The 22,870-nt window shown below is 67.5% G+C and carries 28 protein-coding genes; 14 read left to right on the top strand and 14 right to left on the bottom strand.

Translation table 11 applies throughout. The features are described 5' to 3' along the window. Positions 1-189: 189 nt before the first annotated feature. Entirely contained in the window at positions 190-852 is a 663-nt protein-coding gene (locus tag OH686_RS05550) for a TIGR04211 family SH3 domain-containing protein (protein WP_289536709.1), read from the top strand. 53 nt (positions 853-905) lie between these two features. On the opposite strand, the gene OH686_RS05545 is transcribed toward OH686_RS05550, so the two are convergent. Together OH686_RS05545 and OH686_RS05540 are read right to left on the bottom strand one after the other, a co-directional pair. Continuing rightward, entirely contained in the window at positions 906-1,169 is a 264-nt protein-coding gene (locus tag OH686_RS05545) for a DUF5334 family protein (RefSeq protein WP_289536708.1), read from the bottom strand. A gap of 75 nt (positions 1,170-1,244) precedes the next feature. Next, positions 1,245-1,454: a cold-shock protein gene (locus tag OH686_RS05540; RefSeq protein ID WP_137972271.1), complete on the bottom strand. Its 210-nt coding sequence runs from the start codon at positions 1,452-1,454 to the stop codon at positions 1,245-1,247. A 275-nt stretch (positions 1,455-1,729) separates the two neighbouring features. Between OH686_RS05540 and OH686_RS05535 the strand changes: the two genes are divergently transcribed. Further along, on the top strand, positions 1,730-1,909 hold the full coding sequence (locus OH686_RS05535; protein WP_289536705.1) for a hypothetical protein: 180 nt from the start codon (positions 1,730-1,732) through the stop codon (positions 1,907-1,909). Positions 1,910-1,924: 15 nt separating this feature from the next. Here OH686_RS05535 and OH686_RS05530 read toward each other — a convergent pair whose 3' ends face one another. The 5 genes from OH686_RS05530 to OH686_RS05510 form a co-directional block, all read right to left on the bottom strand. Further along, positions 1,925-3,367: a SulP family inorganic anion transporter gene (locus tag OH686_RS05530; RefSeq protein ID WP_289536704.1), complete on the bottom strand. Its 1,443-nt coding sequence runs from the start codon at positions 3,365-3,367 to the stop codon at positions 1,925-1,927. Between the two features lie 116 nt (positions 3,368-3,483). Continuing rightward, positions 3,484-4,209 (bottom strand): TorF family putative porin, encoded by a 726-nt coding sequence (locus OH686_RS05525; RefSeq protein WP_289536702.1) that lies wholly within the window; start codon positions 4,207-4,209, stop codon positions 3,484-3,486. Between the two features lie 68 nt (positions 4,210-4,277). Further along, a complete protein-coding gene (locus OH686_RS05520) occupies positions 4,278-5,594 on the bottom strand; it encodes an MFS transporter (RefSeq protein WP_289536700.1) in 1,317 nt (438 codons plus the stop codon). Between the two features lie 63 nt (positions 5,595-5,657). Continuing rightward, on the bottom strand, positions 5,658-6,734 hold the full coding sequence (locus OH686_RS05515) for a C45 family autoproteolytic acyltransferase/hydrolase (RefSeq protein ID WP_289536698.1): 1,077 nt from the start codon (positions 6,732-6,734) through the stop codon (positions 5,658-5,660). A gap of 76 nt (positions 6,735-6,810) precedes the next feature. Next, on the bottom strand, positions 6,811-8,532 hold the full coding sequence (locus tag OH686_RS05510) for an amidohydrolase (RefSeq protein WP_289538837.1): 1,722 nt from the start codon (positions 8,530-8,532) through the stop codon (positions 6,811-6,813). A gap of 104 nt (positions 8,533-8,636) precedes the next feature. On the opposite strand from OH686_RS05510, the gene OH686_RS05505 reads away from it, so the two are divergent. Next, positions 8,637-9,584 carry a LysR family transcriptional regulator gene (locus OH686_RS05505; protein ID WP_289536696.1) on the top strand — a complete coding sequence of 316 codons (948 nt, stop codon included), beginning with the start codon at positions 8,637-8,639 and terminating at the stop codon, positions 9,582-9,584. Here the strand turns inward: OH686_RS05505 and OH686_RS05500 are convergent. From OH686_RS05500 to OH686_RS05490, 3 genes are all read right to left on the bottom strand, one after another. Next, positions 9,547-10,101 (bottom strand): COG3904 family protein, encoded by a 555-nt coding sequence (locus tag OH686_RS05500; protein ID WP_289536694.1) that lies wholly within the window; start codon positions 10,099-10,101, stop codon positions 9,547-9,549. The genes OH686_RS05505 and OH686_RS05500 overlap by 38 nt on opposite strands. 85 nt (positions 10,102-10,186) lie before the next feature. After that, positions 10,187-11,038: a tetratricopeptide repeat protein gene (locus tag OH686_RS05495; protein WP_289536692.1), complete on the bottom strand. Its 852-nt coding sequence runs from the start codon at positions 11,036-11,038 to the stop codon at positions 10,187-10,189. Between the two features lie 95 nt (positions 11,039-11,133). Then, positions 11,134-11,838, bottom strand: a complete 705-nt coding sequence (locus OH686_RS05490) for a glutathione S-transferase N-terminal domain-containing protein (protein WP_289536690.1) — start codon at positions 11,836-11,838, stop codon at positions 11,134-11,136. 124 nt (positions 11,839-11,962) lie between these two features. Between OH686_RS05490 and OH686_RS05485 the strand changes: the two genes are divergently transcribed. Continuing rightward, positions 11,963-12,400 (top strand): HIT family protein, encoded by a 438-nt coding sequence (locus OH686_RS05485; RefSeq protein ID WP_289536688.1) that lies wholly within the window; start codon positions 11,963-11,965, stop codon positions 12,398-12,400. 99 nt (positions 12,401-12,499) lie between these two features. Here OH686_RS05485 and OH686_RS05480 read toward each other — a convergent pair whose 3' ends face one another. After that, a complete protein-coding gene (locus OH686_RS05480; protein WP_289536686.1) occupies positions 12,500-13,126 on the bottom strand; it encodes a cysteine hydrolase family protein in 627 nt (208 codons plus the stop codon). Between the two features lie 131 nt (positions 13,127-13,257). Here OH686_RS05480 and OH686_RS05475 point away from each other — a divergent pair, with 131 nt between their 5' ends. From OH686_RS05475 to OH686_RS05460, 4 genes are all read left to right on the top strand, one after another. Continuing rightward, entirely contained in the window at positions 13,258-14,208 is a 951-nt protein-coding gene (locus OH686_RS05475) for a GlxA family transcriptional regulator (protein WP_289536685.1), read from the top strand. 63 nt (positions 14,209-14,271) lie between these two features. Beyond that, positions 14,272-15,159 (top strand): LysR substrate-binding domain-containing protein, encoded by an 888-nt coding sequence (locus tag OH686_RS05470; RefSeq protein ID WP_289536683.1) that lies wholly within the window; start codon positions 14,272-14,274, stop codon positions 15,157-15,159. Between the two features lie 97 nt (positions 15,160-15,256). Next, the gene (gene aguA / locus OH686_RS05465) at positions 15,257-16,366 is read left to right on the top strand and encodes an agmatine deiminase (RefSeq protein ID WP_289536681.1); all 1,110 of its coding nucleotides are present in this window, start codon (positions 15,257-15,259) and stop codon (positions 16,364-16,366) included. 9 nt (positions 16,367-16,375) lie between these two features. Then, positions 16,376-17,464: an extracellular solute-binding protein gene (locus OH686_RS05460; protein ID WP_289536679.1), complete on the top strand. Its 1,089-nt coding sequence runs from the start codon at positions 16,376-16,378 to the stop codon at positions 17,462-17,464. A 64-nt stretch (positions 17,465-17,528) separates the two neighbouring features. On the opposite strand, the gene OH686_RS05455 is transcribed toward OH686_RS05460, so the two are convergent. Then, entirely contained in the window at positions 17,529-17,888 is a 360-nt protein-coding gene (locus OH686_RS05455; protein ID WP_137972284.1) for a hypothetical protein, read from the bottom strand. A 147-nt stretch (positions 17,889-18,035) separates the two neighbouring features. Here OH686_RS05455 and OH686_RS05450 point away from each other — a divergent pair, with 147 nt between their 5' ends. After that, positions 18,036-18,476 (top strand): 3-isopropylmalate dehydratase, encoded by a 441-nt coding sequence (locus OH686_RS05450; RefSeq protein WP_289536677.1) that lies wholly within the window; start codon positions 18,036-18,038, stop codon positions 18,474-18,476. Positions 18,477-18,533: 57 nt separating this feature from the next. Further along, on the top strand, positions 18,534-18,836 hold the full coding sequence (locus tag OH686_RS05445; protein WP_289536675.1) for a hypothetical protein: 303 nt from the start codon (positions 18,534-18,536) through the stop codon (positions 18,834-18,836). A gap of 59 nt (positions 18,837-18,895) precedes the next feature. Here the strand turns inward: OH686_RS05445 and OH686_RS05440 are convergent, their stop codons facing one another. After that, positions 18,896-19,810 carry a LysR family transcriptional regulator gene (locus OH686_RS05440; protein ID WP_289536673.1) on the bottom strand — a complete coding sequence of 305 codons (915 nt, stop codon included), beginning with the start codon at positions 19,808-19,810 and terminating at the stop codon, positions 18,896-18,898. Positions 19,811-19,927: 117 nt separating this feature from the next. Between OH686_RS05440 and OH686_RS05435 the strand changes: the two genes are divergently transcribed. The 3 genes from OH686_RS05435 to OH686_RS05425 are packed head-to-tail and all read left to right on the top strand — an operon-like array spanning position 19,928 to position 21,027. After that, a complete protein-coding gene (locus tag OH686_RS05435; RefSeq protein WP_289538835.1) occupies positions 19,928-20,371 on the top strand; it encodes a carboxymuconolactone decarboxylase family protein in 444 nt (147 codons plus the stop codon). A 5-nt stretch (positions 20,372-20,376) separates the two neighbouring features. Next, the gene (locus tag OH686_RS05430) at positions 20,377-20,781 is read left to right on the top strand and encodes a cupin domain-containing protein (RefSeq protein ID WP_289536671.1); all 405 of its coding nucleotides are present in this window, start codon (positions 20,377-20,379) and stop codon (positions 20,779-20,781) included. Between the two features lie 36 nt (positions 20,782-20,817). After that, on the top strand, positions 20,818-21,027 hold the full coding sequence (locus OH686_RS05425) for a hypothetical protein (RefSeq protein ID WP_289536669.1): 210 nt from the start codon (positions 20,818-20,820) through the stop codon (positions 21,025-21,027). Here OH686_RS05425 and OH686_RS05420 read toward each other — a convergent pair. Continuing rightward, the gene (locus tag OH686_RS05420; RefSeq protein WP_289536667.1) at positions 21,024-21,635 is read right to left on the bottom strand and encodes a LysE family translocator; all 612 of its coding nucleotides are present in this window, start codon (positions 21,633-21,635) and stop codon (positions 21,024-21,026) included. The genes OH686_RS05425 and OH686_RS05420 overlap by 4 nt on opposite strands. Before the next feature lie 244 nt (positions 21,636-21,879). Here OH686_RS05420 and OH686_RS05415 point away from each other — a divergent pair, with 244 nt between their 5' ends. Continuing rightward, positions 21,880-22,845, top strand: coding sequence for a lipin/Ned1/Smp2 family protein (locus OH686_RS05415; RefSeq protein WP_289536666.1), 966 nt, complete (start codon positions 21,880-21,882; stop codon positions 22,843-22,845). Positions 22,846-22,870 lie beyond the last annotated feature (25 nt).

Below are 22,870 nucleotides of genomic sequence, written 5' to 3'. Positions count from 1 at the left end.
CCGGCATGGGCGCAGGAGCGTCGGGCGCCTGTTCGGCGCGGTGGCAGCTCGTCCGAACCGACCGGGGGTTGGCGAACTCGGGTGGACTCACGCGGTCTGTCACCCGTCGGTCCGTTTGCGCCTTTGCGGGTGGTCGACGTGGTCGTGCCCGCTTGCGGGCTCCGTTCCCCTGTCTGGTGAAGATTGCCCATGCTCTTGTCCCGTCTGCGTTCCCTGATTGCCTCTTTCTTCCAACCCCGCGTGCTCGGCAGCTGTTTGCTGGGCACATTGTACGCCGCCGGCGCGCAGGCCGAGGAGGGCGCACAGAATTCGCGCTGGGTCAGCGACAGCCTGAGCACCTACGTGCGCAGCGGCCCCACCGATGGCTACCGCATCGTCGGCTCGCTCGTCTCCGGGCAGAAGGTCGAACTGCTGCGCAGCCAGGGCGACTACAGCCAGGTGCGCAGCGATAACGGCGACAGCGTGTGGATTCCCACCCGCGACCTGCAGAGCGTGCCCGGCCAGGCCGAGCGCCTGCCGCAGCTGGAGCAGAAGGTGGCCGACCTGAGCGCCGAGCTGAAGGGCATCGACGACACCTGGAAAACCCGCGTGCAGGGCATGCAGGAGACGCTGGATTCGCGCAAGGCGCTGATCGATGAACTGCAGGCCACCCGCAGCGACCTGGACAGCCAGTTGAACCAGGCCCAGGCGGAACTGCGCGAGGCCCAGGCGCAGCTGGGTGGCGAGAACAAGCAGGTGCTGATGCGCTACATGGTCTATGGCGGCAGCATCGCCGGCGCCGGCCTGCTGGCCGGGCTGCTGCTGCCGACCGTGCTGCGTGTGCGGCGCAAGCGCAATGACGGCTGGGTGTAAGGCGCTAGCCCCTCACTGGCTGCAGAGTGCCGCAAGGATGCGGCCGCGCAAGGTCAGCGCTGCATGACCAGAGTGCGTGGCTGGCCGGAGGTCTCGTCGTGGACCTCGATATCCATTAGGCCCTCACGGAAGCTCACCGCGATGATGCGGGCCTTGCGGTATTCCCCTGCGGCGTAGTCGTAGAACCTGATGGTCTCGCCGCTCTTGATCATCGCCCCGCGGTCGATGTCGACGTTGGTCTTGCTCTGCTGATCATGACCGTCCCAGGCCATGGCTGGAGCGCTCAGCAACAGGACGAATAGCAGGACTGCACGCATGGCATCACTCTCGCTCGGGTAGTGGTTGCCCATAAAAAAAGCCCCGCATGGGCGGGGCTCTTTCGAAGGCAAGCCTTAGATGGCTTGGACCTGTTCGGCTTGTGGGCCTTTCTGGCCTTTGGCTGCGACGAAGGAAACTTGCTGGCCTTCATCGAGCGACTTGAAGCCGTTGCCTTCGATCTGGCGGTAGTGGACGAAGAGGTCCGCGCCGGATTCGGGGGTGATGAAGCCAAAGCCTTTTTCGGCGTTGAACCATTTGACGATGCCGGTTTCACGGTTTGCCATGATGTAAATCTCCAAGGGTAAGGGATCAACCAGAAGAGGGTTCTGGTCGACTGAATGCAAAGTGAAGAGGGTGAGCCGAGGAGATGGGAATCAGAGACAGAACATCAAGACGGTGCCGCTAAACAGGACAGGCAGTGAACGCAGCATACAGGCTTTGGACTGATTGACCAGTTCTATCTGGAATCGGAAGGTAATTAGGGACAGCCGGTCGCTTTAGGCCGGCAAGGCGGTAGAAGTTTGTATAGTGGGTGCTCATCCGCGCAAGGAGCTCCGCCATGAACGACCCCGTCAACGATCATCTGCGGGCTGCACTCGATGCACAGGTCGAGGCATTCCTGACCACGGGTGGCGAGATCACCCAGGTTGCCATCGGCACCACGGGCATCCCGCTCGATCACAAGAAGGCCCACTGGTCGTCGAGGGCCGGTGCCAAGAAGCCGCCCACCAAGGGCTAGCTTGCGCCAGCGGACTCAGTCAGCGGCGCCGGCGCGCTTGAGCAGTTGCTTGCAGCGCTCGGACAGGTGCACCACGCGCAGGTGCTTGCCGGCCTTGGTGTAGCGCTCGCGCAGAGTTTTCAGCGCGGCGATGGCGGAGTAGTCGACGAAGCTCAGGTGGCGGCAGTCCAGCGTCACCTGGTCCGGGTCCTGCGCCACGTCGAACAGGTTGAGGAAGGGCGTGGTGCTGGCGAAGAACAGCGTGCCGTGGGCGCGGTAGAGCTTGCTGCCGTCGGGCTGCGCGTCGCTGTCCACATACAGTTCGCGGGCGTGGTGCCAGGCGAAGTTCAGCGCGGCGATGACGATGCCGCAGAGCACGGCGGTGGCCAGGTCGGTGAACACGGTGATCACGGTCACGGCGCCGATCACCAGCACGTCGTTCAGCGGCACCTTGCCGAGCACGCGCAGCGAGCCCCAAGCGAAGGTCTGCTGCGACACCACGAACATCACCCCGACCAGCGCGGCCAGCGGGATCAGCTCGATCAGCGGCGAGAGGAACAGGATAAACAGCAGGATCATCACTCCGCTGACCACGCCGGACAGCCGGCCTCGGCCGCCGGAGCTGAGGTTGATCACGGTCTGGCCGATCATCGCGCAACCGCCCATGCCGCCGAACGCACCGGAAACGATGTTGGCCGCGCCCAGGGCCACGCACTCGCGGTTGGTGTGGCCGCGGCTCTGGGTGATCTCGTCGGTGAGGTTGAGCGTGAGCAGGGTTTCCAGCAGGCCGACCAGGGACATCAGGATCGCGTAGGGCGCGATGATGCGCAGGGTCTCCAGGTTCCAGGGGATGTCCGGCAGGGCGAACTGTGGCAGGCCGCCGGCGATGTGCGCCATGTCGCCGAGGGTGCGCGTGGGCAGGCCGAGCAGATAAACCAGCAGGCCGACACCGAGGATGGCGACCAGCGCCGGCGGCACCGCGCGGGTCAGCTTGGGCAGCAGGTAGACGATGGCCATGGTCAGCGCGACCAGGCCGAGCATCCAGTACAGCGCCGCGCCCTTGAGCCAGCCTTCGCCCTCATGGAAGTGCTCCAGTTGCGACAGGGCGATGACGATGGCCAGGCCGTTGACGAAGCCGAGCATCACCGGGTACGGCACCATGCGCACCAGCTTGCCCATGCGCAGCACGCCGAACAGGATCATCAGCAGGCCGCCGAGCAGCACGGTGGCCAGCAGGTACTGCACGCCGTGCTGCACCACCAGGGCGACTATCACCACCGCCATCGAGCCGGCCGCGCCGGAAATCATCCCCGGCCGGCCGCCGAACAGGGCGGTGATGGTGCAGATGATGAAGGCGCCGTACAGGCCCATCAGCGGGTTGAGCTGGGCCACCAGGGCGAAGGCGATGCACTCGGGCACCAGGGCGAAGGACGAGGTGAGGCCGGCCAGGATGTCGGCGCGCAAGCGGGCGATTTTCATGAGCTTCCAGGGCGATGGCGGCCGGGTTGCCCGGCCGTGATCAATGCGAGGGCGACATGGTACGCAACCGCCCCCGGCGGGCCAACCTCAGGCTCCACCAGGGCGCCCGGGTAGCCTCAGAAGGTCTTGCTCACACCCGCAACCACCGTAGCCGAACAGACATCTTCGAAGCCGTAGTAACCGGCGCATTCGGCCTCGGAAAGGTCGGTGTCCACGTAGCTCAGTGACCAGTCCAGCCCCAGCAGCGATCGGCTCAGCTTGGACTCCCATTCCTGGTAACTGTCGCGGTCGTCGCCGCTGGCGGAGAGGAACACCGGGTCCTTGTAGTCCGCCTGGCCGTAGCGCAGCTCCAGGCCCAGTTCCCAAGGCAGCGTGGCGCGGTAGCCGAGGTAGCTGTACAGGTAGCTCTGGTCGCCGGCCATGTCGTTGGAATACTTGCCGCCGAGGAAGGCGCCGTAGGCGCTGAGTTCGACCTGGTACTCGCCGTAGTTGAACTCGCTCTGCCGTGGGTAGACGTACTCGATGTAGGACAGGTCGAGGGCGATGTCGTCGTCGATCTGCCAGTAATAGCCGGCGTAGTAGTCCTGCTCCTGGCGGGTGCTGCTGCCGTGGCCGAAGTCGACGTTGGAGCCCCACACCCCGGCATACAGGCCGCTGCCGTGCAGCAGGGTGGCGGAGCCCTGCAGGGCCGGGTCGTTCTGCGTCTGCGAGATGCCGCGGGTGCGGTAGTCGCTGTAGATCCCGGCGTTGAGTTCCAGACCGAGGTCCCGGGTGAGTTCGATGGCCTGTACGGCGGGAGCCAGCAGAGCGGCGGCCAGGGCGAGGCTGAGGTGACGCTTCATGGTGGGTTTCTCTTGTTGTTGTGATGAGGGCCCGCCGCGCCGCAGCGCAGCGGGAAAGGCGCGGCGCCTCAGGGCTGCGGGCAGGGCGTGGCGGCCCAGCGCGGGGCGTCGATCTCGGCCAGATCGAGGTGCGCGGTCTCGCGCAGCAGCCAGGAACAGAGGGCGACGATGGCCAGGGCCGCGGCGCCGTACAGCGCTACGCCGAAGGGGTTGTTGTCGCCGGCGATGAGGATGGCGGTGGCCGCGCTGGAGGCGGTGCCGCCGCCCAGGGCCGCGCCTATCTGGTAGGCGGCGGACATGCCTGAGTAGCGCATGGAGCGGGGGAACTGCTCGGCCAGGAAGGCCGGGATCGGTCCCTGGGTGGCACCCATGAAGGCGCCGACCATGATGTAGGCGGCGAACGAGGCGAACAGGCTGTGCAGGCCGACCATCGGGAAGAACAGGAAGAAGCCCAGGGCCATGATGGCGGCGCCGAGGATCATCACGGTGCGCCGGCCTATCTGGTCGGAGAGGGCGGCGAACAGCGGCGCGCTGACGATGATGGCCGCCGACAGGCTGATGTCGAACAGCAGCGCCTCGGTGCTGCCATAGCCGATCTGGGTGGCGTAGGCGAGGAAGAAGGTGCTGCCGATGTAGGCGATGGTCACGTAGCCGAAGGCGATGCCGGAGCACAGCAGCATCTCTCGCGGACGCGAGCGCAGGGCGGCGAGGATCGGCACGCGCACCTGTTCGCGCGGTTGCAGCGGCTGCTGGGTGGACTTCTGCAGGCGCACGTAGAGGCCGATCAGCACCAGCACGCCGCCGAGCCAGAAGGGAATGCGCCAGGCGAAGTCGGCCAGGTTGTCGTCGTAGGCCAGGCTGACCATGGCGAACACCAGCGAGCCGAGGATGCCGCCGATGCCGATGCCCATGCTGGTGAAGCTACCCCACAGGCCGCGCTTGCCGGGTGGCGCCGACTCGATACCGAACAGCGCGGCGCCGCCCCACTCACCGCCGGCGGCGAAGCCTTGCACCAGGCGCAGCAGCACCAGCAGCACGGGCGCGGCCACGCCGATGCTGGCGTGGGTCGGCAGGCAGCCGATCAGCAGGGTGCTCAGGCCCATCAGCAGCAGGGTGACCACCAGCGCCTTCTGCCGGCCGACCTTGTCACCGATGTGGCCGAACACCACGCCGCCCAGCGGGCGGGCGAAGAAGCCGGCGCCGAAGGCAGCGAAGGCCACCAGGGTGGCGGTGAGCTTGTCCAGCTCGGGGAAGAACACCTGGGGGAACACCAGGGCCGCGGCGACGCCATAGATGACGAAGTCGTAGAACTCCAGCGCGGTGCCCATGCCGGAGACGAAGAAGGTGCGCAGGGCGGACTGCCGGCCCGCTGTGTGGCTATTCATGTGACGTACCCATCTTGTTGTTGGAGTGAAGGGGTGCCGGCCGCGGCGGCCGGCGCTGTCGGGTCAGAAGCGCAGATGGCCCTGCTCGGCCAGCTGCATGGGGTTGCCGGCGCGGTACAGCAGATCGCCGGCGAGGGTGTCGATGCCGATGGTCAGCAGGGTTTCCCAGCGCTCTTTGGGTGCCAGGGACAGATCCGGGTGGAAGCAGATCGGCGCCTGCTCGCCTGCTGCGCCGCACATGGCGCGGGCCCGCTCGTTCAGGTCGCCGGCGCTCATGGCGCTGCGCTGGGCGTTGACGTGGTCCAGGCGCAGGTAGGTGGTGGACACGTCCGCCGTGCGCTCACCGGGTATCAGCTCGGGGGCCAGGAAGTGGTTGGTGTGGGTGATCCAGCCTTCGGCGTTGGGCAGCACCACGGCGGTGGCCTGTGGTGACATCTCGATGCTGGCGGCGCGCGGGTTTTTGTCGTCGCGGTGGAACACGGTGAGCACGGTGGAGGCGCTGACCCGTGCCGAGCGGGCCAGCTCGATGGCCTCGTCGACGCTGCGGGCCTCCTCGATCAGGCGCCGGGCGATGGCATGCACCGGCACGCCGGCACTGGCGTTGTCGCTGGCGTGATGGAGGATGTTGAAGTGCACGCCGAGGCCGGCGCTGTTCACGCCGATCTTGCCGAGCATGCCGAACTCGGTGAACAGCTTGGCGGTAAGGCCGGTGCTGCCGGTCAGCTGCAGAAGCATGCCTTGCGGTACCAGGCTGTCGTGCCAGTCCCAGGTCTGCACGGTGCGCGGCGCCTCGGCACCGGCGGGGGCGAACACGCAGGTCGAGCACTCGCCTTCGGCATCGGCCGGCATGGTGGCGAGGATCTCGGTGCGGGCGTTGAGCGCCGCCAGCTGCCACAGCGGCAGACCGGCGCCTTCGGCGGTAGCCACCAGCTCCTGGGCGAGATGAGGGCTCCAGGTCTGCAGCGAGTCCAGGCTGGCCTCGCCGATGGTGCGCACCCGTTGCGGGTCGATGTCGACCTGGTCGAAGAAGTCGAGATAGAGCGCGCAGGTCTGCTGGATCTGCGGCGCCCAGCGTTCACCGATCTGGCGGCCGCGCTGTTGCGGATTCTGGGTGTCGGTGACGAAGGTATGAAGTTTCACGAGCGATTTCCTACGGCGTACTGCGGGCATGGCTTCGCCGTGGCGCGTGTTGAGCGCATCGGGCGAGGCGGGTGGGTTAGTGGGAGAAGACTTCGCGGCCGGCGAAGTAGGTGGCCAGCACCTGGGTATCGCGCAGGGCCTCGGGGGCGACCTGGAACACGTCGCGGTCCAGCACGATCAGGTCAGCCTGCTTGCCGGGCTTGAGCGAGCCGATCTGCTGGTCCAGCAGCAGGGCGCGGGCGGCGTTGAGTGTGTAGGCCTGGAACATGGTCTCGCGGTCGATGGCCTCGGCCTGGTTGAGAACGCCCTTCGGCCCCTGGCGGCTGACCGCCTGGTAGATGGCCTTCCACGGATCAGCGGTGGTGATCGGCCAGTCGCTGGCGCCGGCGATGGTGGCGCCGTTCTTCAGTAGCGAGCGCGCCGGGTACATGAACTGGTAAGCCATGGCGCTGACATAGGGCTGGACCAGGTCGACGCTCATCTCGTCGGCGGCGGCCCAATACAGCTGCATGGAGGCGATCGCGTCGAGCGGCTTGAAGCGAGCGAACTCGCGTGGGTTGACCAGCTGCAGGTGGGTGATCGAATGGGGGATGCCGCTGCTGCGCTGCTGGCGGGCGAACTCGATGGCATTGAGCGACTCGCGCACCGCACGGTCACCGATGGCATGCACGTGCACCAGCCAGCCGCGGGCGTCGGCGGCGTCGACCAGCTTGGCGAAGCCCTGCGGGTCGAACAGCAGCTCGCCGGTCTTGCCCGAGTTCTGGTAGGGATCGAGCAGCGCGGCGCTCTGTGCCGGGTGCTCGGCCACGCCGTCGGCGAATACCTTGATGCCCGGCAGACTCAGGTTGTCGATGCCGCGGAACTGCTGGCGCACCTGGTCCAGCTGGTCGAGGTCGGCCGGGCTGGCCTTGGAGTCCGCCATCAGCAGGGCGGCGACGTGGGCGTTCAGGCCGCCCTGGGCGGCCAGCGCCTTGTAGGCCGGCAGCACGCCGAGCGAGTCGTTGTGGATGTCGCCGCCGGGGTTCTCGTTGACCAGCGGTTCCATCCAGGCGGTGATGCCCAGGCCGTGGTAGTGGCGCTGGGCGCTCTCCAGCGCGGCCAGCAGCTCGGCGTCGCTGGCCAGCGGCAGCAGGGCCTGCACCGGGTAGAGCCCGGCATCGACCAGAAAACCGTTGGGCTCGCCGTTGTCGTGGTGACCGATGGTGGCCCGTTCCTCGCCCTTCAGCGATTTGACCTTGGCCGCGTCGACGCCGGCCTTGGCCAGCAGGGCGCGGTTGGCCCAGCCGGTGTGGTAGTCGCCGCCGGCCAGGAGGATCGGCGTGTCGGCCCATTCACCGGCGTTGAAGCGCTGCTCCAGCTCGGCGATGCGGTCCCAGTAGGCGGTAGGCACGCCGCCCACCGCAAGGAACTCGCCACGCCTCGCGCTGCCGTCGTCGCGCCACTGGCGCAGCCGGCGCTCCAGTTGGTCCAGCGGCAGGTCCTCGCCGTTCAGGTTGGCCTGGCGCATCTGCAGGCCGCCCTTCACCACATGGGCGTGGGAGTCGATGAAGCCAGGCATCAGCACCTTTCCGCCGAGGTCGATCACCTTGGTGGCGGCTTGCTTGAGGGCAAGCACCTTTGCGTTGGAGCCTACCGCGAGCACCTTGCCGTTCTCCACGGCGATGGCCTGCTGCAGCGCCTGGCCCGGTTCGGCGGTGTAGATCTTGGCGTTGTGCAGGATAAGATCGGCGGCGGCCATAGTTTCCATTGAGGCACAGGCGGCTGCGCTAGCCAGCAGCAGGGAAAGCAAGGGTTTCATCGGGATGCCCTGTTTTTTGTTAGTCTTCACGCAGACTAACCAGTGCGGGTCTCCAGAAAAATCCCATCCCCAGCACAACTTCTGTGCCTGTCAGGAATAGATAAATGGACAAGCTGAGTGCGCTCACCATGTTCGTCGCGACCGCCGAGCACGGTAACTTCAGCCGCGCCGCCGATCAGTTGGGCAAGACTCCCTCGGCCCTGACCAAGGCGGTGGCGCAGCTGGAGGCCGAACTGGGCACTCGCCTGTTCGAGCGCACCACCCGGCGCATGGCGCTGACCGAGGCCGGGCACATCTACCTGGACGGCGCACGCCAGGCGCTGATGCAGCTGCAGCTGGCGGGCGAGGGCGTGGAGCAGCTGCAGCACGAGCTGCGCGGCAGCCTGCGCATCACCGCGCCGCCGTCCTTCGGCCCGGCCTTTCTGTCCAAGGTGTGCTGCCGTTTTCTCGCCGACCACCCGCAGGTGCACCTGGAGGTGGAGCTGAGCGACACCTATACCGACCTGGTGGATGGCGGCTACGACCTGGCCCTGCGCGACGGCCCCACCGACCTGCCCGGGGTGATCGCCCAGCCTCTGGTGGAGAATCATCTGCTGCTGTGTGCCAGCCCGGCGTACATGGCGCGCCGCGGGGCCGACGTGACCCTGGACAACTACCTGGAGCACGACTGGCTGATCTTCCGCCACACGCTGCTCAACCGGCATTTCTGGTGGGTGCAGCAGGGCGAGCAGCGTATCCGTCTGGCCCAGCCGGTGCCGCGCCTGGCCAGCGACAACTATGACTTCCTGCTGGCCTGCCTGCTCGACGGCCAGGGCCTGCAGTTCATTCCTCAGTGGAGTGCTGCGCCCTACCTGGCGCGCGGTGAGTTGGTCGAGGTGATGCCCGAGTACTGGCGCGAGCCGAGTGCTTTTGGCCCCTGGATCCACCTGTTGTACCTGCCGCACCGGCGCAACACACGCAAGGTCAAGGTATTCACCGAATACCTGCGGGCGCACTGGGACGCCGGGGCGGGTATCAGTTCAACCGGTAGCGTTTCAGGTCGTCGGCGCTGAGTACCCTCATGCGCTGCGGCTCGATGGCCTGCATGTCGGCGGCCAGGCTGGGCGCCACACCCATGTCGCGCAGGTAGCCGGCCGGGTTGGCGGGCATGCCGCCGAGGCGCGCCTGGGCGGATTCGCCGGCGGGGAAGTGCGGGCGATGGATGCCGACGTAACCGCGCACGGTCTTCTTGCGGCCGGCGGCCAGCAGGTAGACGCAGCTGCCCTGGCACACGCCCTTGGCCGGCACCAGGGTGTCGAAACCGGTCTCGCGCAGCAGGCGGCCCATGCGCATGGCCTCGGCGGCGCTGCCGCCGATGTTGTCGAGCAGGAGGATCTTGCGGGCGAACTTGCCGGGGTGGGCCTGCAGGCCCTTGAACAGCGCCTCGTAGTCGCCCGGGGCGATGTCCTCGGAGATCTTGGCGATCAGGATGCGGCCGATGTTCTTCTGTTCGGCGGCTTCGATCTCGACCTTGGCGAGGACGGGGCTGGCGCACAGTACGGCGGCGCAGAGGAGGGCGATGCGAATCATGGATCGGGCGTTCTGACTGCGATTACTCGGCCGCAGAAGATACCCGGAGCGACGCCCGCGCGCACCTGCCGCGCGCCGACCGGGTTCAGCGCTCGACGGTCAGGGCCACGTCCGGGCAGCGCGCCTCGTCGGTGATCAGCTGGCGCTTGCCCCAGTTCTCGGCGCGGGTGTACCAGGGCTCGGCGCTGTCATCGAGCTGGGCGATGGCGTCCGCTTCACCGTTGGCGGCGGCCTTCTCCAGCCACAGGCGGCGCTGGTCCTGGTCCAGCGGTGCGCCGCCGCTGCCGAAGCTGTAGGCCTCGGCGAGGGCGGCCTGGGCGCGCGGCAGGCCACCCTGGGCGGCCTTGCACAGCCAGACCGCGGCCTTGGTGTCGTCATGGGCGTAGTGCAGGGCGGTCTCGTCACCGCTGGCCATGTCCATGGGTTCCTCGGCCATATCGCTGCGGTACTGTTCGCTGAGCAGGTACTGGGCCTGCAGGTTGCCCTGCTTGGCGGCGGTTTCGAACCAGAACATGGCACCGATGCGGTCCTGGCCATCTTCCTTCCAGGCCAGCAGGTACTTGCCCAGCTCCAGCTGCGCCTCGACCATGCCGCGCTCGGCGGCGGCCACCAGCCACTCCTCGTAGATCGCCTGCTGCACGATGTTCTCCGAGGTGGTGCGGTACAGCTCGAGCAGGCGCTGGTCGGAACTCAGGTCGCCCTGCTTGGCCGCCAGCAGGTAGTAGTAACGCGAGTTCATGTACTGCTGCTGGCTATCGGAGAAGCGCGCCACCGTAAGGCTGGCGCACACATCGCCCTCAGCGGCCTTCTCCTGCAGGGCGTGGATGTCGACTATGTCGACATCGGGTGCCGGCACGCAGGCGTCGGTCGACGCGGCCTGGGCGTGCAGGCAGGGGAGCAGGGCGAGGGCGAGGGCGAGGGCGAGGGCGGGGCGCATGCTGATTCCTTCCGTGGAAATGGGGGGCCGGACGCGCGGCCTGCGGGCGACCTTAGCCAACGGCCGGCCACCCGACAAGCCGTGGCCAGTGGCCTTCAGCCGCGCCGTGGAATGCTCAGGCCGCGCACCACCGCCGGGCGGGCGAGGAAGGCGTCGAGCACGCGGCGCACGTTGGCGAAGCGCTCGAACTGCACCAGCTCGCCGGCCTCGTAGAAGCCGATCAGGTTGCGCACCCAGGGGAAGGTGGCGATGTCGGCGATGCTGTAGGCGTCGCCCATGATCCAGTCGCGGCCCTGCAGGTGCTGGTCGAGCACACCGAGCAGGCGCGCCGATTCGGCCACGTAGCGGTCACGCGGGCGCTTGTCCTCGTAGTCCTTGCCGGCGAATTTGTGGAAGAAGCCGAGCTGGCCGAACATCGGGCCGATGCCGCCCATCTGGAACATCAGCCACTGCAGGCACTGGTAGCGCGCGGCGGCGTCCTGCGGCATGAGCTGGCCGGTCTTGTCCGCCAGGTAGACGAGGATGGCGCCGGACTCGAACAGGGCCAGCGGCTCGCCGTTCGGCCCGTTGGGATCGAGGATGGCGGGGATTTTGTTGTTCGGGTTGAGCGAGAGGAATTCGGGGCTGAGCTGGTCGTTGGTTTCGAAGCTGACCAGGTGCGGCTCGTAGGCCAGGCCGGTCTCCTCCAGCATGATCGAGACCTTGACGCCGTTGGGCGTGGGCAGCGAATACAGCTGCAAGACGTCGGGCCGGGTGGCGGGCCATTTGCGGGTGATAGGGAAGGCGGAAAGATCTGGCATGAGTACTCCGGAGAACTGGCGACGTGGTCAGGATAGCCGGCCACCGACAGCGGCGACATCCTTACCTGACTCGCCGGAAGCCGGTATGGTTCGCCTTTGCTTTTTGTCGACCACGGAGAACCCCATGAGCCTGCACGGAACCTATGACGAGCAGAACATCTTCGCCAAGATCATTCGCGGCGAGGCGCCTTGCTACAAGCTGTACGAGGACGAGGACGTGCTGGCCTTCCTCGACCTGTTCCCGCAGTCCTACGGCCATTGCCTGGTGATCCCCAAGCACGCCCCGGCGCGCAACATCCTGGAGATCGACGACGCCAACCTGGCCAAGGTGATGAGCGTGGTGCGCAAGCTGACCCAGGCGGTGGTGGACGAGCTGGAGCCGGCCGGCGTGCAGGTGGCGCAGTTCAACGGCGCTCCGGCCGGGCAGACGGTGTTCCACATCCACGTGCACATCGTGCCGCGCTACGAGGGCGACAAGCTCGGCATCCATGCCACCAACCAGGGTGATGCTGAGGAACTCAAGGCGCTGCAGGCGCGACTGGTGAAGCGCATCAACGGCTGATCGGTAGGGCGGGTGTAACCCGCGAGCAGGTCACGCGGGTTTCACCCGCCCTACGCACAAAAGCCCGGCCTAGGCCGGGCTTTTTATTTGCCTGGGTTTTCAGCGATTGGCGATGGCGCGCTGGTTGGACAGGTAGATGTTGTCCGGCTGCGGCACTTCGCCGGTGGCCAGGGCGTTGAGCCATTCATCGGTGCTGAGCACGGCGGCGAAGCCGGTGTGCATGACCACGGTGAACACCCGGTGGATCTCCTCGGCGGTGGCCGAGCCCATGGCGTTGCTGTAGGGCGGGGAGCCGGCGGCGTCGTGCAGCAGCTCGACGTTCCAGCCTTCGTGATGGGCCTGGCGCACGGTGGAGTCGTCGCAGTTGTGGGTCATGTAGCCGATCACGCTGAGGGTGTTGATCTGGTGCTGCTTGAGGTAGGCGGCCAGGTCGGTGCCGGCGAAGGAGCTGGCCATCTGCTTCTGGATGAAGTGGTCACGCGGGCGGTCCGCCACCAGCGGGTGCAGCTCGGCGTTGTAGCTGCCGGTGGCGAAGATCGGCGCGCCTTCCGGGGTCAGGTGCTGGATGACGATCACCGGGATGCCGGCGGCGGTGGCGGCGTCCATGGCGCGGCCGATATTGGCCATCGACTGCTCGATGGGCGGGTACTCGATGCGCAGGTTGCCGGTGACATATTCGTTCTGTACGTCGATGACGATCAGGGCGCGTTTCGGTTGCTGGCTCATGGCGGGTTCCTCTGGTTTGGCGTTGTGGTTGTCGATGGGCAGATTGTTCGCCCGTCGCGCCTGTCGCCGTGAGTGGCCTTAAAGCCAGCTTGCGCTAAGATCGGGCCAAACCTTCGGATCGGGACAACGCCATGTCTGCCCACCGCATCGCCGTGGTCGCCTTCGACCACATCACGCCGTTCCACCTGTCCGTGCCCTGCCTGGTGTTCGGCGACCTGGGCCCGGGCGCCGAGCTGTACGAGCTGCGCGTGTGCGCCAGCACACCGGGTGCGCTGCCGACCACCGCCGGCTTCGCCCTGCAGGTCGAGCACGGGCTGGAAGCGTTGCAGTGGGCGCAGACGGTCATCTTGCCGAGCTGGCACGACCCCGACGAGCGCCCGCCGCAGGCGTTGCTGGACGCCCTGGTGACGGCCCATGCGCGCGGCACGCGGCTGGTCGGCCTGTGCCTGGGCGCCTATGTGCTGGCCGAGGCGGGGCTGCTCGATGGCCTGCGTGCCACCACCCACTGGGCCTGGGCCAACGACTTTGCCGCGCGCTATCCGCGGGTGACGGTGAACGCCGATGTGCTGTACCTGGACGACGGCGGCCTGCTGACTTCGGCCGGCACCGCCGCCGGCATCGACTGCTGCCTGCACCTGCTGCGCCAGCAGCACGGCGCCGAGCTGGCCAACCGGGTCGCAAGGCGCCTGGTGGTGCCGCCGCATCGCCAGGGCGGCCAGGCGCAGTTCATCGAGCAGCCGCTGCCGGCCACCTCCCGCGATGATCGCCTGGCCGGTCTGCTCGATTGGGTGCGCGCCCATCTCGACTTACCGCACAGCCTGGACAGCCTGGCCGAGCGCGCGCTGATGAGCCGACGCACCTTCACCCGGCACTTCCGCCAGCTCACCGGCATGACGGTGGGCGACTGGCTGCTGGCCGAGCGCCTGGCCCTGACCCAGCGCCTGCTGGAGAGCAGCGAGCAGGGCGTGGAAGCCATCGCCGCGCTGGCCGGCTTCGGCTCGCCGGTGTCGCTGCGGCATCACTTCGGCCGCGCCTTCGGCGTGTCGCCCAGCGCCTGGCGGCAGACCTTCCAGGGGCACTGATCGGGCTGGACGCGGAGCGCGGCGCTGGGCAAGGATGACGGCTTTTGCCGGAACCGGATCGCCATGCGTCGCCTGCCATCGCTCACCGCCCTGCGCACCTTCGAGGCCGCTGCGCGCCACGCCCACTTCGGCCGCGCCGCCGCCGAGCTGTGCGTCACCGACAGCGCGGTCAGCCACCAGATCCGCCAGCTCGAGGAGCAGCTCGGCACGCCACTGTTCCAGCGCGACGGTCGCCAGGTGCGGCCCACGCCCCAGGCGCGGCGCCTGCTGCGCAGCCTGCAGCAGGCCTTCGAGCTGATCGGCGAGGCTTGCGACGAGTTGCGCGACCCCGGCTCGCAGGCGCAGCTGCGTGTCGCGGTGACCGTGGAGCTGGCGCAGAAGTGGCTGGTCGGGCGCCTGGCGGACTTCTCCGAGCGCCACCCGCAGATCACCCTGCACCTGCACGAGCAACCGCTGGAGGCGCCGTTGCCCGGCGCCGAAATCGACCTGGCGATCACCTACGGCACCGGCCCGGAGGACGCCAGTGCCTACTTCGTGCGGCCGCTGCCGACCCTGCAGTTCTTCCCGGTATGCAGCCCCGGCCTGTTCAACCAGCTGCCGCTCAAGCACCCGCGCGATCTGGCTCGTCACTGCCTGCTGCACGACGACCAGGACGGCAAGACCTGGACCGCCTGGCTGACCACCCACGCCGGCGATATCCAGCCGGCGCGCCACCTCTACCTGGGTCATGCCGGGCTGACCATGGAGGCCGCGGCAAGAGGGCAGGGCGTGGCCATCGGCGACAACCTGACCAGCGCCGAGGACCTGGCCAGTGGCCGCCTGGTGCGCCCGTTCGCCGCCCAGGTGGCGTCGCTCGGGCAGTACGCGCTGGTGTGCGAACGTCTGCGGCTGGACAAGCCGGCAGTGGCGCAGTTCGTCGAGTGGCTAACCGATCAGCTAGCCGACCTGTGAATTGAATTCAGCTATCCCGCGATAATGGTCATTGGTCGCGGCCGCTCTGCCACGGGTACTGTCGAGCCATCCAACAGCCACCGACGAGTACCTAGTAATGGCCCGTTCCCTGACCTCCCTGCCCAAAGCCGACGGCTTCCGCCTGCCCGGTGAATTCGAACCCAAGGCCCGCTGCTGGCTCGGCTGGCCGGAGCGCACTGATGTGTGGCGCAACGGCGCCAAGCCGGCACAGAAAGTCTGGGTCGAGATCGTTTCGGCCATCGCCAGCAGCGAGCCGGTCACCGTGTGCGCCTCGGCCAGCCAGTACGCCAACGCCCGTCGCCAGTTGCCGGCCCATGTGCGGGTGGTGGAGATGACCTGCAACGACACCTGGTTCCGCGACAGCGGCCCGGCCTTCCTGATCAATGACGAGTCCGGCGAAGTGCGCGGCGTAGACTTCGAGTTCAACGCCTACGGTGGCCTCGACGGCGGCCTCTACTACCCGTGGGACAAGGACGACCAGATCGCCCAGAAGATCCTCGAGATCGAAGGCTACGACCGCTACCGCGCGCCCTTCATCGCCGAGATGGGCGGCATCCAGACCGATGGCCAGCGCACCCTGCTGACCACCGAGCAGTGCCTGCTCAACCGCAACCGCAACGCCCACCTGGGCAAGGACGAGATGACCCGCCGCCTGCATGACTACCTGGGCGCCGAACAGGTGATCTGGCTGCCGCGCGGCTGCAAGTTTGACGAAACCGACGGCCATATCGACGATCTGGCCTGCTTCGTCCGCCCCGGTGTGGTGGTGATGCAGTGGACCGATGACCGCAGCGACCCGCAGTGGGAAATCTACCAGGAGGCCTACGACATCCTGCGCAGCACCCGCGATGCCCAGGGCCGCGAGCTGCAGATCCACAAGCTGCCGCAGCCGCGCGTGCTGGAGTGGACGGCGGAAGAGGCCGAGGGTCTCGATCAGGACGATGCCACTCACACCCGCCAGGCCGGCACGCAGATCTGCGCGTCCTACATCAACTACTACGCCGGGAACTCGGCCATCGTCCTGCCGCTGTTCAACGACCCTTGCGACCGCATCGCCCAGGCCACCCTGGCCGAGCTGTTCCCCAAGCACCGCATCCTCGGCATTGAGAACTCGCGGGAAATCCTGCTCGGCGGCGGCAACGTCGCCTGCATCACCATGCCGCAGTACGCGGCGCCCAAGCGCTAGGAGGCCAGCATGAAGCTGCATGCCATCGCGGCTCTGGCCCTGGCTGTCTGCGCTCAGGCGCAGGCGGCGGAGCCGGCCAGGCAGGTCAATCTGTACATCTGGAACGAGTACCTGGCGCCGGACACCCTGTCGTCCTTCGAACAGAAGACCGGGATCAAGGTGGTGGTCGATCACTTCGACTCGCTGGAAACCGTGGAGACCAAGCTGCTCACCGGACGCAGCGGCTATGACCTGGTGCTGACCGCCGGCCAGCACCTGCAGCGGGCGATCAGCAGCGATGCCCTGCAGCCGTTGGACAAGGCCGCGCTGCCGCACTTCGCCGGGCTGGCGCCGGAGTTCACCACGCACATGGCGGCCTTCGATCCGGGCAACCGCTACGCCGGCCTGTACGTGTGGGGCACTACCGGCTTCGGCTATCAGCAGGAGGCCATCGCCAAGCGCCTGGCCAATGCGCCGACCGACAGCTGGGCGATGCTGCTCGACCCGGCCGTGGTGGCCAAGTTCGCCGACTGCGGGGTGAGCTTCCTCAACGACCCCAACGAGGTGTTCGCCGCGACCTTCCGCTACCTGGGCCTGGACATCAACCAGCAGAACCTCGACGACCTCAAGCGCGCCGAGGCGCACCTGGCCAAGGTGCGGCCGTACATTCGCTACTTCGATAACGACCGCAACATTGCCGACCTGGCCAACGGTGATACCTGCCTGGCGATGTCGTGGAACGGCAACGTGTCGATCGCCGCTGGCCAGGCGCAACAGGCCGGCAAACCTTACAGCCTGCACTACAGCATTCCGCGTGAAGGCACGCTGATCTGGTTCGACGCCATGGTGGTGCCGAAGGATGCGCCGCATCCCCAGGAGGCGCTGGCGCTGATGGACCACCTGATGACTCCCGAGGTGATCGGCGCCATCAGCAACACCATCTACTACGCCAACGCGGTGCCAGCGGCCAATGCCACGGTCGACCCGGCGATCCTCGCCGATCCGGGCACCTATCCGCCGGCCGAGGTGCGCGCGCAGTTGTACACCAAGAACGACAACACGCCAGCATTCAACCGCGCGCTGACGCGGGCCTTCAGCCGGCTGAAGTCGGGGCTGTAGTCGGCGGCGGGCAAAAAGAAGCCAGGCCCAGGGGAGGGGGGCCTGGCGTGAGTGCAACCAGTTCTCAGGAGGCGCCGGCTGGCGTGCAGGTCAGCTTGCCGTCGCTGGTGGCGCCGGCGGCGCGGGCGTCCACGCGCAAGGTGGCGCTCTCACCCGGCTTCAGGCTGACCCGTTGCACCTGAGGATCGGCGGCGGTGGGGCCGGGGTCGACCTCGCATTCCACCGCCTGGGTTTCATGGTTGGTCAGCTTGAGCACCAGGGTGGCGTTGCCGGTGACCGGGCCCGCACCGGTGTTGTCCTGCGCGGTCAGCGGGCTGGTGGCGGTTTCCACCTGCAGGCCATTGAGGTTTTCCGTCAGCTCTCCGTCGGCCATGGCCAGCAGCGGCAGGCAGGTGGCGAGGCCGCCAATCAGCAATCGGTTCATGTCGTTCTCCTCTCGGGGGTACTGAGGTGTAGAGGGTGGCGCTGTGCACGAGGTTCAGGATTTTCTCCGACAGGCACATGGCCTCTTGAGCCGCGGCGCCTAAGCGCCAATACTGGCCCGATCCCACGACGCCCAAGGAGGGCTTCCATGCGCCAGTTCTTCGCCGTTCTACCCCTGGTTCTGCTGGCCGGTTGTTCGTCGTTCCGCCCCGATCCCGAGAACATCACCCCGGTGCCGAGCGACCGCCTGCTGGCCTTCCAGGAGGAGCACCAGAACGGTGGCCGCCTGATCGTCAATCGCGACATGGGCCTGATGGGCGGCGGCTGCTACGTGGCCATCGAGGTGGACCGCAAGGTGGCGGCGCGCATCGGCATGGCCGAGGTGGCCAGCTTCAACGTGCCGGCTGGCACCCGCGTGCTGGGCCTGACCATCGACAAGATGGACGACACCCTGTGCGGCATGGGCCGCCTGCACAAGGAGCTGGCGGTGAAGGTCACCCCGGGCAGCACCCAGTACTTCCAGGTGGTCAGCGAGAACCGTGGCGGTTTCGACATCCGCCCGGATGCCAATCCGCCAGTGCCGCAGTGATGCGCGACCGGCCGCGCCTGACGCGGCCGCTCTTTTCCGCCTAGCGAGGGAATTACCATGGATCGCTTCCAGCGAATTGCTCTCGCCACGCTGCTGCTGGCCAGCCTGCCGGCGCTGGCCAAGGACTGGCCGCCCGGAGTGCGCGACACCTTCCAGCGGAGCTGCGAGAACAGCGCCGGCCAACCCCTGGGCAAGCAGCGCGCGCAGCAGTATTGCAACTGCACGGTGTCGAGCATTGATCGCGACTTCTCCGCCAGCGAGATCGCCACGCTGGAAAAGGCCGAACTGCCGGAACCGCTGATCAAGCGCCTGCAGCAGGTGTCCCAGCAGTGCCTGGGCGAGCTGGGCGGGCAGGGCTAGCCATAGCGCGAGGCTAGCGGCACGGCTTAGCCACAGACACCGCGGCCTAGGCGCACAGGCTAGGGGCGCCAGAGCGGATGATTGCCCATCTGCTCGGCGGCCCAGTCGACGAAGGCGCGCACCCGCGCCGACAGATGCCGCGAGTAGGGGTAGACCAGGCTCATGGGCATGCTCTCCAGCTGCCAGTCCGGCAACAGCTCCACCAGCCGACCTTCGGCCAGCGGCTGCTCGGCCTCGGCGGTGGGCACGGTGACGAAACCGAGGCCGGCCTCGGCGGCGGCCACGTAGGCGCCGCCGCTGTTGAAGCGCATGGCCGGCTCCTGTTCGATGGTGAAGCGCTCGTCGCCACGCTGCAGCACGTTGACCTTCTGCCGCCCGCTGGCCGGGTAGACGAAGGCCAGGTAGCGCAGCGCGGCAAGGTCGCGCGGGTGGCTCAGCGGCGCCTTGTCGGCCATGTAACTGGCCGAGGCGCAAACGGTGAAACGCATCCTACCGATGGGTTTGCACACCAGATCCGGGTCGTGCACCGGGCCGCCGCGGATGGCGCAGTCGACGCCTTCCTGAACCAGGTCGACGACCCGTTCGCTACAGCCGACGTCCAGACGGATCTGTGGGTAGCGCGCGACGAAGTCGGGCAGGGCGGGGATGACCAGGAAGCGCCCGACCGGGGTGGGCATCTCCACCCGCACCCGGCCGCGGGCCAGGCCGCGGTTCTGCGATACGGTGGTTTCCAGTTCGTCGAGGTCGTCGAGCACGGCGCGGGCGCGCTCGTAGTAGGCGCTGCCGTCGGTGGTGGGCGATACCCGGCGGGTGGTGCGGTGCAGCAGCTTGACGCCGAGCTGGGTCTCCAGCGCCACCACCTGGCCGGACACCGTGGTCTTGGCCAGGCCCAGCGCATCGGCGGCGCGGGTGAAGCTGCCGAGTTCGACTATGCGGCAGAAGGCGCGCATCGCTTCCAGGCGGTCGAAGGCCATTGTCCGTTTCTCCGCACAATGTTTACGTTGCCGGCCAATTTATCCCGTTATGGCCGAGCAATACAGTGGCGACCATTCCCGGTACGACATCGGGTCTCTTTCGGAGAAGCCGCCATGATGACCAGCAAACGCAACAACTATCACCAGACCGCCCCCCACGTGTTCAAGGCCATCTACGCCCTGGAGCAGACCCAGGCCGCCTTCTCCCTGGAAGGCTCGCTGCGCGAGCTGATCAAGGTGCGCGCCTCGCAGCTCAACGGCTGCGCCCTGTGCTTGGACATGCACAGCGCCGATGCGCTGAAGCAGGGCGAATCGGCCCGCCGCCTGCTGGCCCTGGGCGCCTGGCAAGACGCGCCGTTCTTCAACGAACGCGAGCGTGCCGCCCTGCTGTGGACCGACGCCATGACCCAGCTGACCGAGGGCCATCCCTCGGACGCGGTGTACGCCGAGGTAGCGGCGCAGTTCGACGAGGTCGAGATCGCCGAGCTGACCCTGGCCATCGCCACCATCAATGCGTGGAACCGCTTCGGTGTCGGTTTCGCCATGCAGCCGGCGAAGTGAACGCCATGCGTAGGTCGATGCTGATGTTCGTCCTGTCCGCCCTGGCCAGCGCCGCCGCGCTGGGCCATGGCGGCGCGGGTGACGAGACGGTAACTCCGGTGGCGGCGGCCGAGCTGCCGGCAGCACTTGGCAGCCACGCCCAGGCGCTGCGGGTGGAGTTCGCCCCTGGCGCCACGTCGCGGCCGCACACCCACCCGGGCGCGGTGTTCTTGGTGGTGGTTAGCGGCGAGGTGGAGTCGGCCCTGGATGGCCAGCCGTCGCAGCGCTTCAAGGCCGGCGAGGCCTGGTACGAGGCGCCGGGCCAGCTGCACCGCGTCACCCGCAACCCCAGCAGCACGCAGCCGGCGACGCTGGTGGCCTGGCTGCTGTCCGACGGCAAGGCCGCGCTGGTCCGGCCGGTTGCCCACTGAATCACACGAGCGGGGCGTTCCCCGCAGGAGACCGCCATGTTTCGCGCCGTGCTGATCGAAACCCTGTCGCTGGACGAAACCACCCTGCAGCAGCGCATCGCGGCCTTGGCCGGGACGCGCGACTGGCGCCTGGAGGCGCAGGGCGAACGCTGGCTGCTGTGGCTGGACGACTCCAGGGACAGCGCGCGCCTGTGTGGCGCGCTGCTGGCCTGCACCTGGCTGCGGCGGCTGGACTTCGTTGCTTAACGGGTGAGCGGCAGGGCCAGGCCCATGGCGGCGAACAGCCCGCCGCAGCAACGGTTGAAGCCGCGCCCGGCGCGCTCCAGCCAGGGCCGGGTGCGTTGCGCGGTGCGTGCCAGCAGGTATTCCACGATGCCCTCGACGATGGCGAAGGTGGCCGCCATCACGGCGAACTGCAGCCACAGGCTGCGCGCCGGGTCGAGGAACTGCGGCAGGAAGGCGCCGAAGAACAGGATCACCTTGGGATTGGACAGGGCCGACAGCAGGCCCTGGCGGAACAACTGCAGGCCGGGGCGCGGCGCAGCCGATTGCAACGGCGTGAGGTGTAGCGGCGGCGCCCGCCAGAGCTGGATGCCGAGCCAGATCAGGTAGGCGGCGCCCAGCCACTTGAGTACCAGCAGGGCATGCACCGAGGCCTTGAGCAGGGCGGCCAGGCCGAACATCGACAGTGCCATCAGCAGCACGAAGCCGAGCATGCCGCCGGTGACCGTCCACAGGGCGCGGCGGTGGCCGTAGAGCGCGCCGTGGGTGAGGGCGAGCAGGCCGTTGGGGCCGGGCGTCAGCGACAGGCCGAAGACGGCGGTGAGGTAGATCAGCCAGGTATGCAGGGCCATGGTGGTCGCCGGAGCTGGTGGGGACGCTCCAGACGCTAACCGATCAGTGATGCCGGTCACAAGCCGAGCAATTCACGACATGGCCTAGCCCCCACCCCAGAGCCCTCGCTGCGGTGTGGCGCGCAGGGTCGGGCGATACGGCGTGGCGGGTGTTCATGTGCGGTTAACAATCACTGCTTAACTTCAAGCGCGCCCCGTTCAGGGGTAGCGCCATAACAATAACGAACCATAAGGAAATGTAGCGATGCGAGCTCTTGCAGCCCTCACCCTGCTGGCCCTGAGTGCCCAGGTCAGCGCCCAGTGCCCGGACTTCCAAAGCCCGGCCAACCCACCGAGTTTGACCAAGCCGGCGAAGAAGAACTTCCGCAACTTTGGCAGCCAGGTACTGGCCGGCCTGTACAAGCCCTGGCACATGGTCCACGACCAGATGGTGCGCAGCGACCAGGCCGCCACCGTCACCGCCAAGTTCGACTACGACGCCGTGCTGCACAAGGACCTGGAAGGCGAGTACGTGCATGCCTACCTGTACGGCACCGGCATGAGTGGCTGGAGTTACCTGGGCCGCTACACCACCGACAGCGACGGCAAGATCAACGTGGCGGTCGGCAGCCGGCCGGTCGGCGAGTACCGCCTGCGCTTCGTGGTCGAGGGTGACCTCAGCCAGGTCGACGGCTACCTCAGCGTGGTCGATCCGAATCGCCCGGCCGTGCTGTTCGATATCGACGGCACCCTGACCATCAACGACTTCGAGGCCTATGCCGACTATGTCGGTCTGAAGACCGCGCAGGCCTACTACTACGCACCGCAGACGGTGAAGGCCTATCGCGACAAGGGCTACCAGCTGGTATTCCTCACCGCCCGGCCGTACTGGGTGACCAAGGATGCGCGCCAGTGGTTCGACTACCAGGGCATCCCGCAGTGGCACTACCGCTCCAACCCCTATGGCGACGGCCCGATCCCGCCGGACACCCAGGCGCACAAGACCAACTACGTGAAGTACCTGCGCGAGCAGGTCGGCCTGAACATCGTGCGCGCCTACGGCAACGCCACCACCGACATTGCCGCCTATGCCGACGGCGGCATTCCCAAGGCGGAGACTTGGATCATCGGCCAGTACGCCGGGACCAACGGCACCCAGTCGGTTGGCGGCGACTACAGCTACCACTACAGCACCGTGGTGGCGGCGACACCGCCGGCCAACTGCAACTGAGGCAAAAAGAAGGGGGCCGACTGGC

Source organism: Pseudomonas sp. SO81 (genome assembly GCF_030374125.1).
Classification (GTDB): Bacteria; Pseudomonadota; Gammaproteobacteria; order Pseudomonadales; family Pseudomonadaceae; genus Aquipseudomonas.
Note: the sequence above shows the minus strand (reverse complement) of the source record. Positions and strands in the feature narration are given on the sequence as shown.

What these genes read in the sequence shown, in the direction of transcription:
- OH686_RS05495 (WP_289536692.1), bottom strand. Translation starts at nt 11,038, where the DNA reads ATGCGCCCCGCCCTCGCCCTCGCCCTCGCCCTCGCCCTGCTCCCCTGC.
- OH686_RS05550 (WP_289536709.1), top strand. Translation starts at nt 190, where the DNA reads ATGCTCTTGTCCCGTCTGCGTTCCCTGATTGCCTCTTTCTTCCAACCC.
- OH686_RS05450 (WP_289536677.1), top strand. Translation starts at nt 18,036, where the DNA reads ATGCGCCAGTTCTTCGCCGTTCTACCCCTGGTTCTGCTGGCCGGTTGT.
- OH686_RS05445 (WP_289536675.1), top strand. Translation starts at nt 18,534, where the DNA reads ATGGATCGCTTCCAGCGAATTGCTCTCGCCACGCTGCTGCTGGCCAGC.
- OH686_RS05490 (WP_289536690.1), bottom strand. Translation starts at nt 11,838, where the DNA reads ATGCCAGATCTTTCCGCCTTCCCTATCACCCGCAAATGGCCCGCCACC.
- OH686_RS05485 (WP_289536688.1), top strand. Translation starts at nt 11,963, where the DNA reads ATGAGCCTGCACGGAACCTATGACGAGCAGAACATCTTCGCCAAGATC.
- OH686_RS05520 (WP_289536700.1), bottom strand. Translation starts at nt 5,594, where the DNA reads ATGAATAGCCACACAGCGGGCCGGCAGTCCGCCCTGCGCACCTTCTTC.
- OH686_RS05435 (WP_289538835.1), top strand. Translation starts at nt 19,928, where the DNA reads ATGACCAGCAAACGCAACAACTATCACCAGACCGCCCCCCACGTGTTC.
- OH686_RS05505 (WP_289536696.1), top strand. Translation starts at nt 8,637, where the DNA reads ATGGACAAGCTGAGTGCGCTCACCATGTTCGTCGCGACCGCCGAGCAC.
- OH686_RS05530 (WP_289536704.1), bottom strand. Translation starts at nt 3,367, where the DNA reads ATGAAAATCGCCCGCTTGCGCGCCGACATCCTGGCCGGCCTCACCTCG.
- OH686_RS05545 (WP_289536708.1), bottom strand. Translation starts at nt 1,169, where the DNA reads ATGCGTGCAGTCCTGCTATTCGTCCTGTTGCTGAGCGCTCCAGCCATG.
- OH686_RS05470 (WP_289536683.1), top strand. Translation starts at nt 14,272, where the DNA reads ATGCGTCGCCTGCCATCGCTCACCGCCCTGCGCACCTTCGAGGCCGCT.
- OH686_RS05510 (WP_289538837.1), bottom strand. Translation starts at nt 8,532, where the DNA reads ATGAAACCCTTGCTTTCCCTGCTGCTGGCTAGCGCAGCCGCCTGTGCC.
- OH686_RS05430 (WP_289536671.1), top strand. Translation starts at nt 20,377, where the DNA reads ATGCGTAGGTCGATGCTGATGTTCGTCCTGTCCGCCCTGGCCAGCGCC.
- OH686_RS05440 (WP_289536673.1), bottom strand. Translation starts at nt 19,810, where the DNA reads ATGGCCTTCGACCGCCTGGAAGCGATGCGCGCCTTCTGCCGCATAGTC.
- aguA (WP_289536681.1), top strand. Translation starts at nt 15,257, where the DNA reads ATGGCCCGTTCCCTGACCTCCCTGCCCAAAGCCGACGGCTTCCGCCTG.
- OH686_RS05415 (WP_289536666.1), top strand. Translation starts at nt 21,880, where the DNA reads ATGCGAGCTCTTGCAGCCCTCACCCTGCTGGCCCTGAGTGCCCAGGTC.
- OH686_RS05480 (WP_289536686.1), bottom strand. Translation starts at nt 13,126, where the DNA reads ATGAGCCAGCAACCGAAACGCGCCCTGATCGTCATCGACGTACAGAAC.
- OH686_RS05500 (WP_289536694.1), bottom strand. Translation starts at nt 10,101, where the DNA reads ATGATTCGCATCGCCCTCCTCTGCGCCGCCGTACTGTGCGCCAGCCCC.
- OH686_RS05540 (WP_137972271.1), bottom strand. Translation starts at nt 1,454, where the DNA reads ATGGCAAACCGTGAAACCGGCATCGTCAAATGGTTCAACGCCGAAAAA.
- OH686_RS05535 (WP_289536705.1), top strand. Translation starts at nt 1,730, where the DNA reads ATGAACGACCCCGTCAACGATCATCTGCGGGCTGCACTCGATGCACAG.
- OH686_RS05525 (WP_289536702.1), bottom strand. Translation starts at nt 4,209, where the DNA reads ATGAAGCGTCACCTCAGCCTCGCCCTGGCCGCCGCTCTGCTGGCTCCC.
- OH686_RS05425 (WP_289536669.1), top strand. Translation starts at nt 20,818, where the DNA reads ATGTTTCGCGCCGTGCTGATCGAAACCCTGTCGCTGGACGAAACCACC.
- OH686_RS05455 (WP_137972284.1), bottom strand. Translation starts at nt 17,888, where the DNA reads ATGAACCGATTGCTGATTGGCGGCCTCGCCACCTGCCTGCCGCTGCTG.
- OH686_RS05460 (WP_289536679.1), top strand. Translation starts at nt 16,376, where the DNA reads ATGAAGCTGCATGCCATCGCGGCTCTGGCCCTGGCTGTCTGCGCTCAG.
- OH686_RS05475 (WP_289536685.1), top strand. Translation starts at nt 13,258, where the DNA reads ATGTCTGCCCACCGCATCGCCGTGGTCGCCTTCGACCACATCACGCCG.
- OH686_RS05420 (WP_289536667.1), bottom strand. Translation starts at nt 21,635, where the DNA reads ATGGCCCTGCATACCTGGCTGATCTACCTCACCGCCGTCTTCGGCCTG.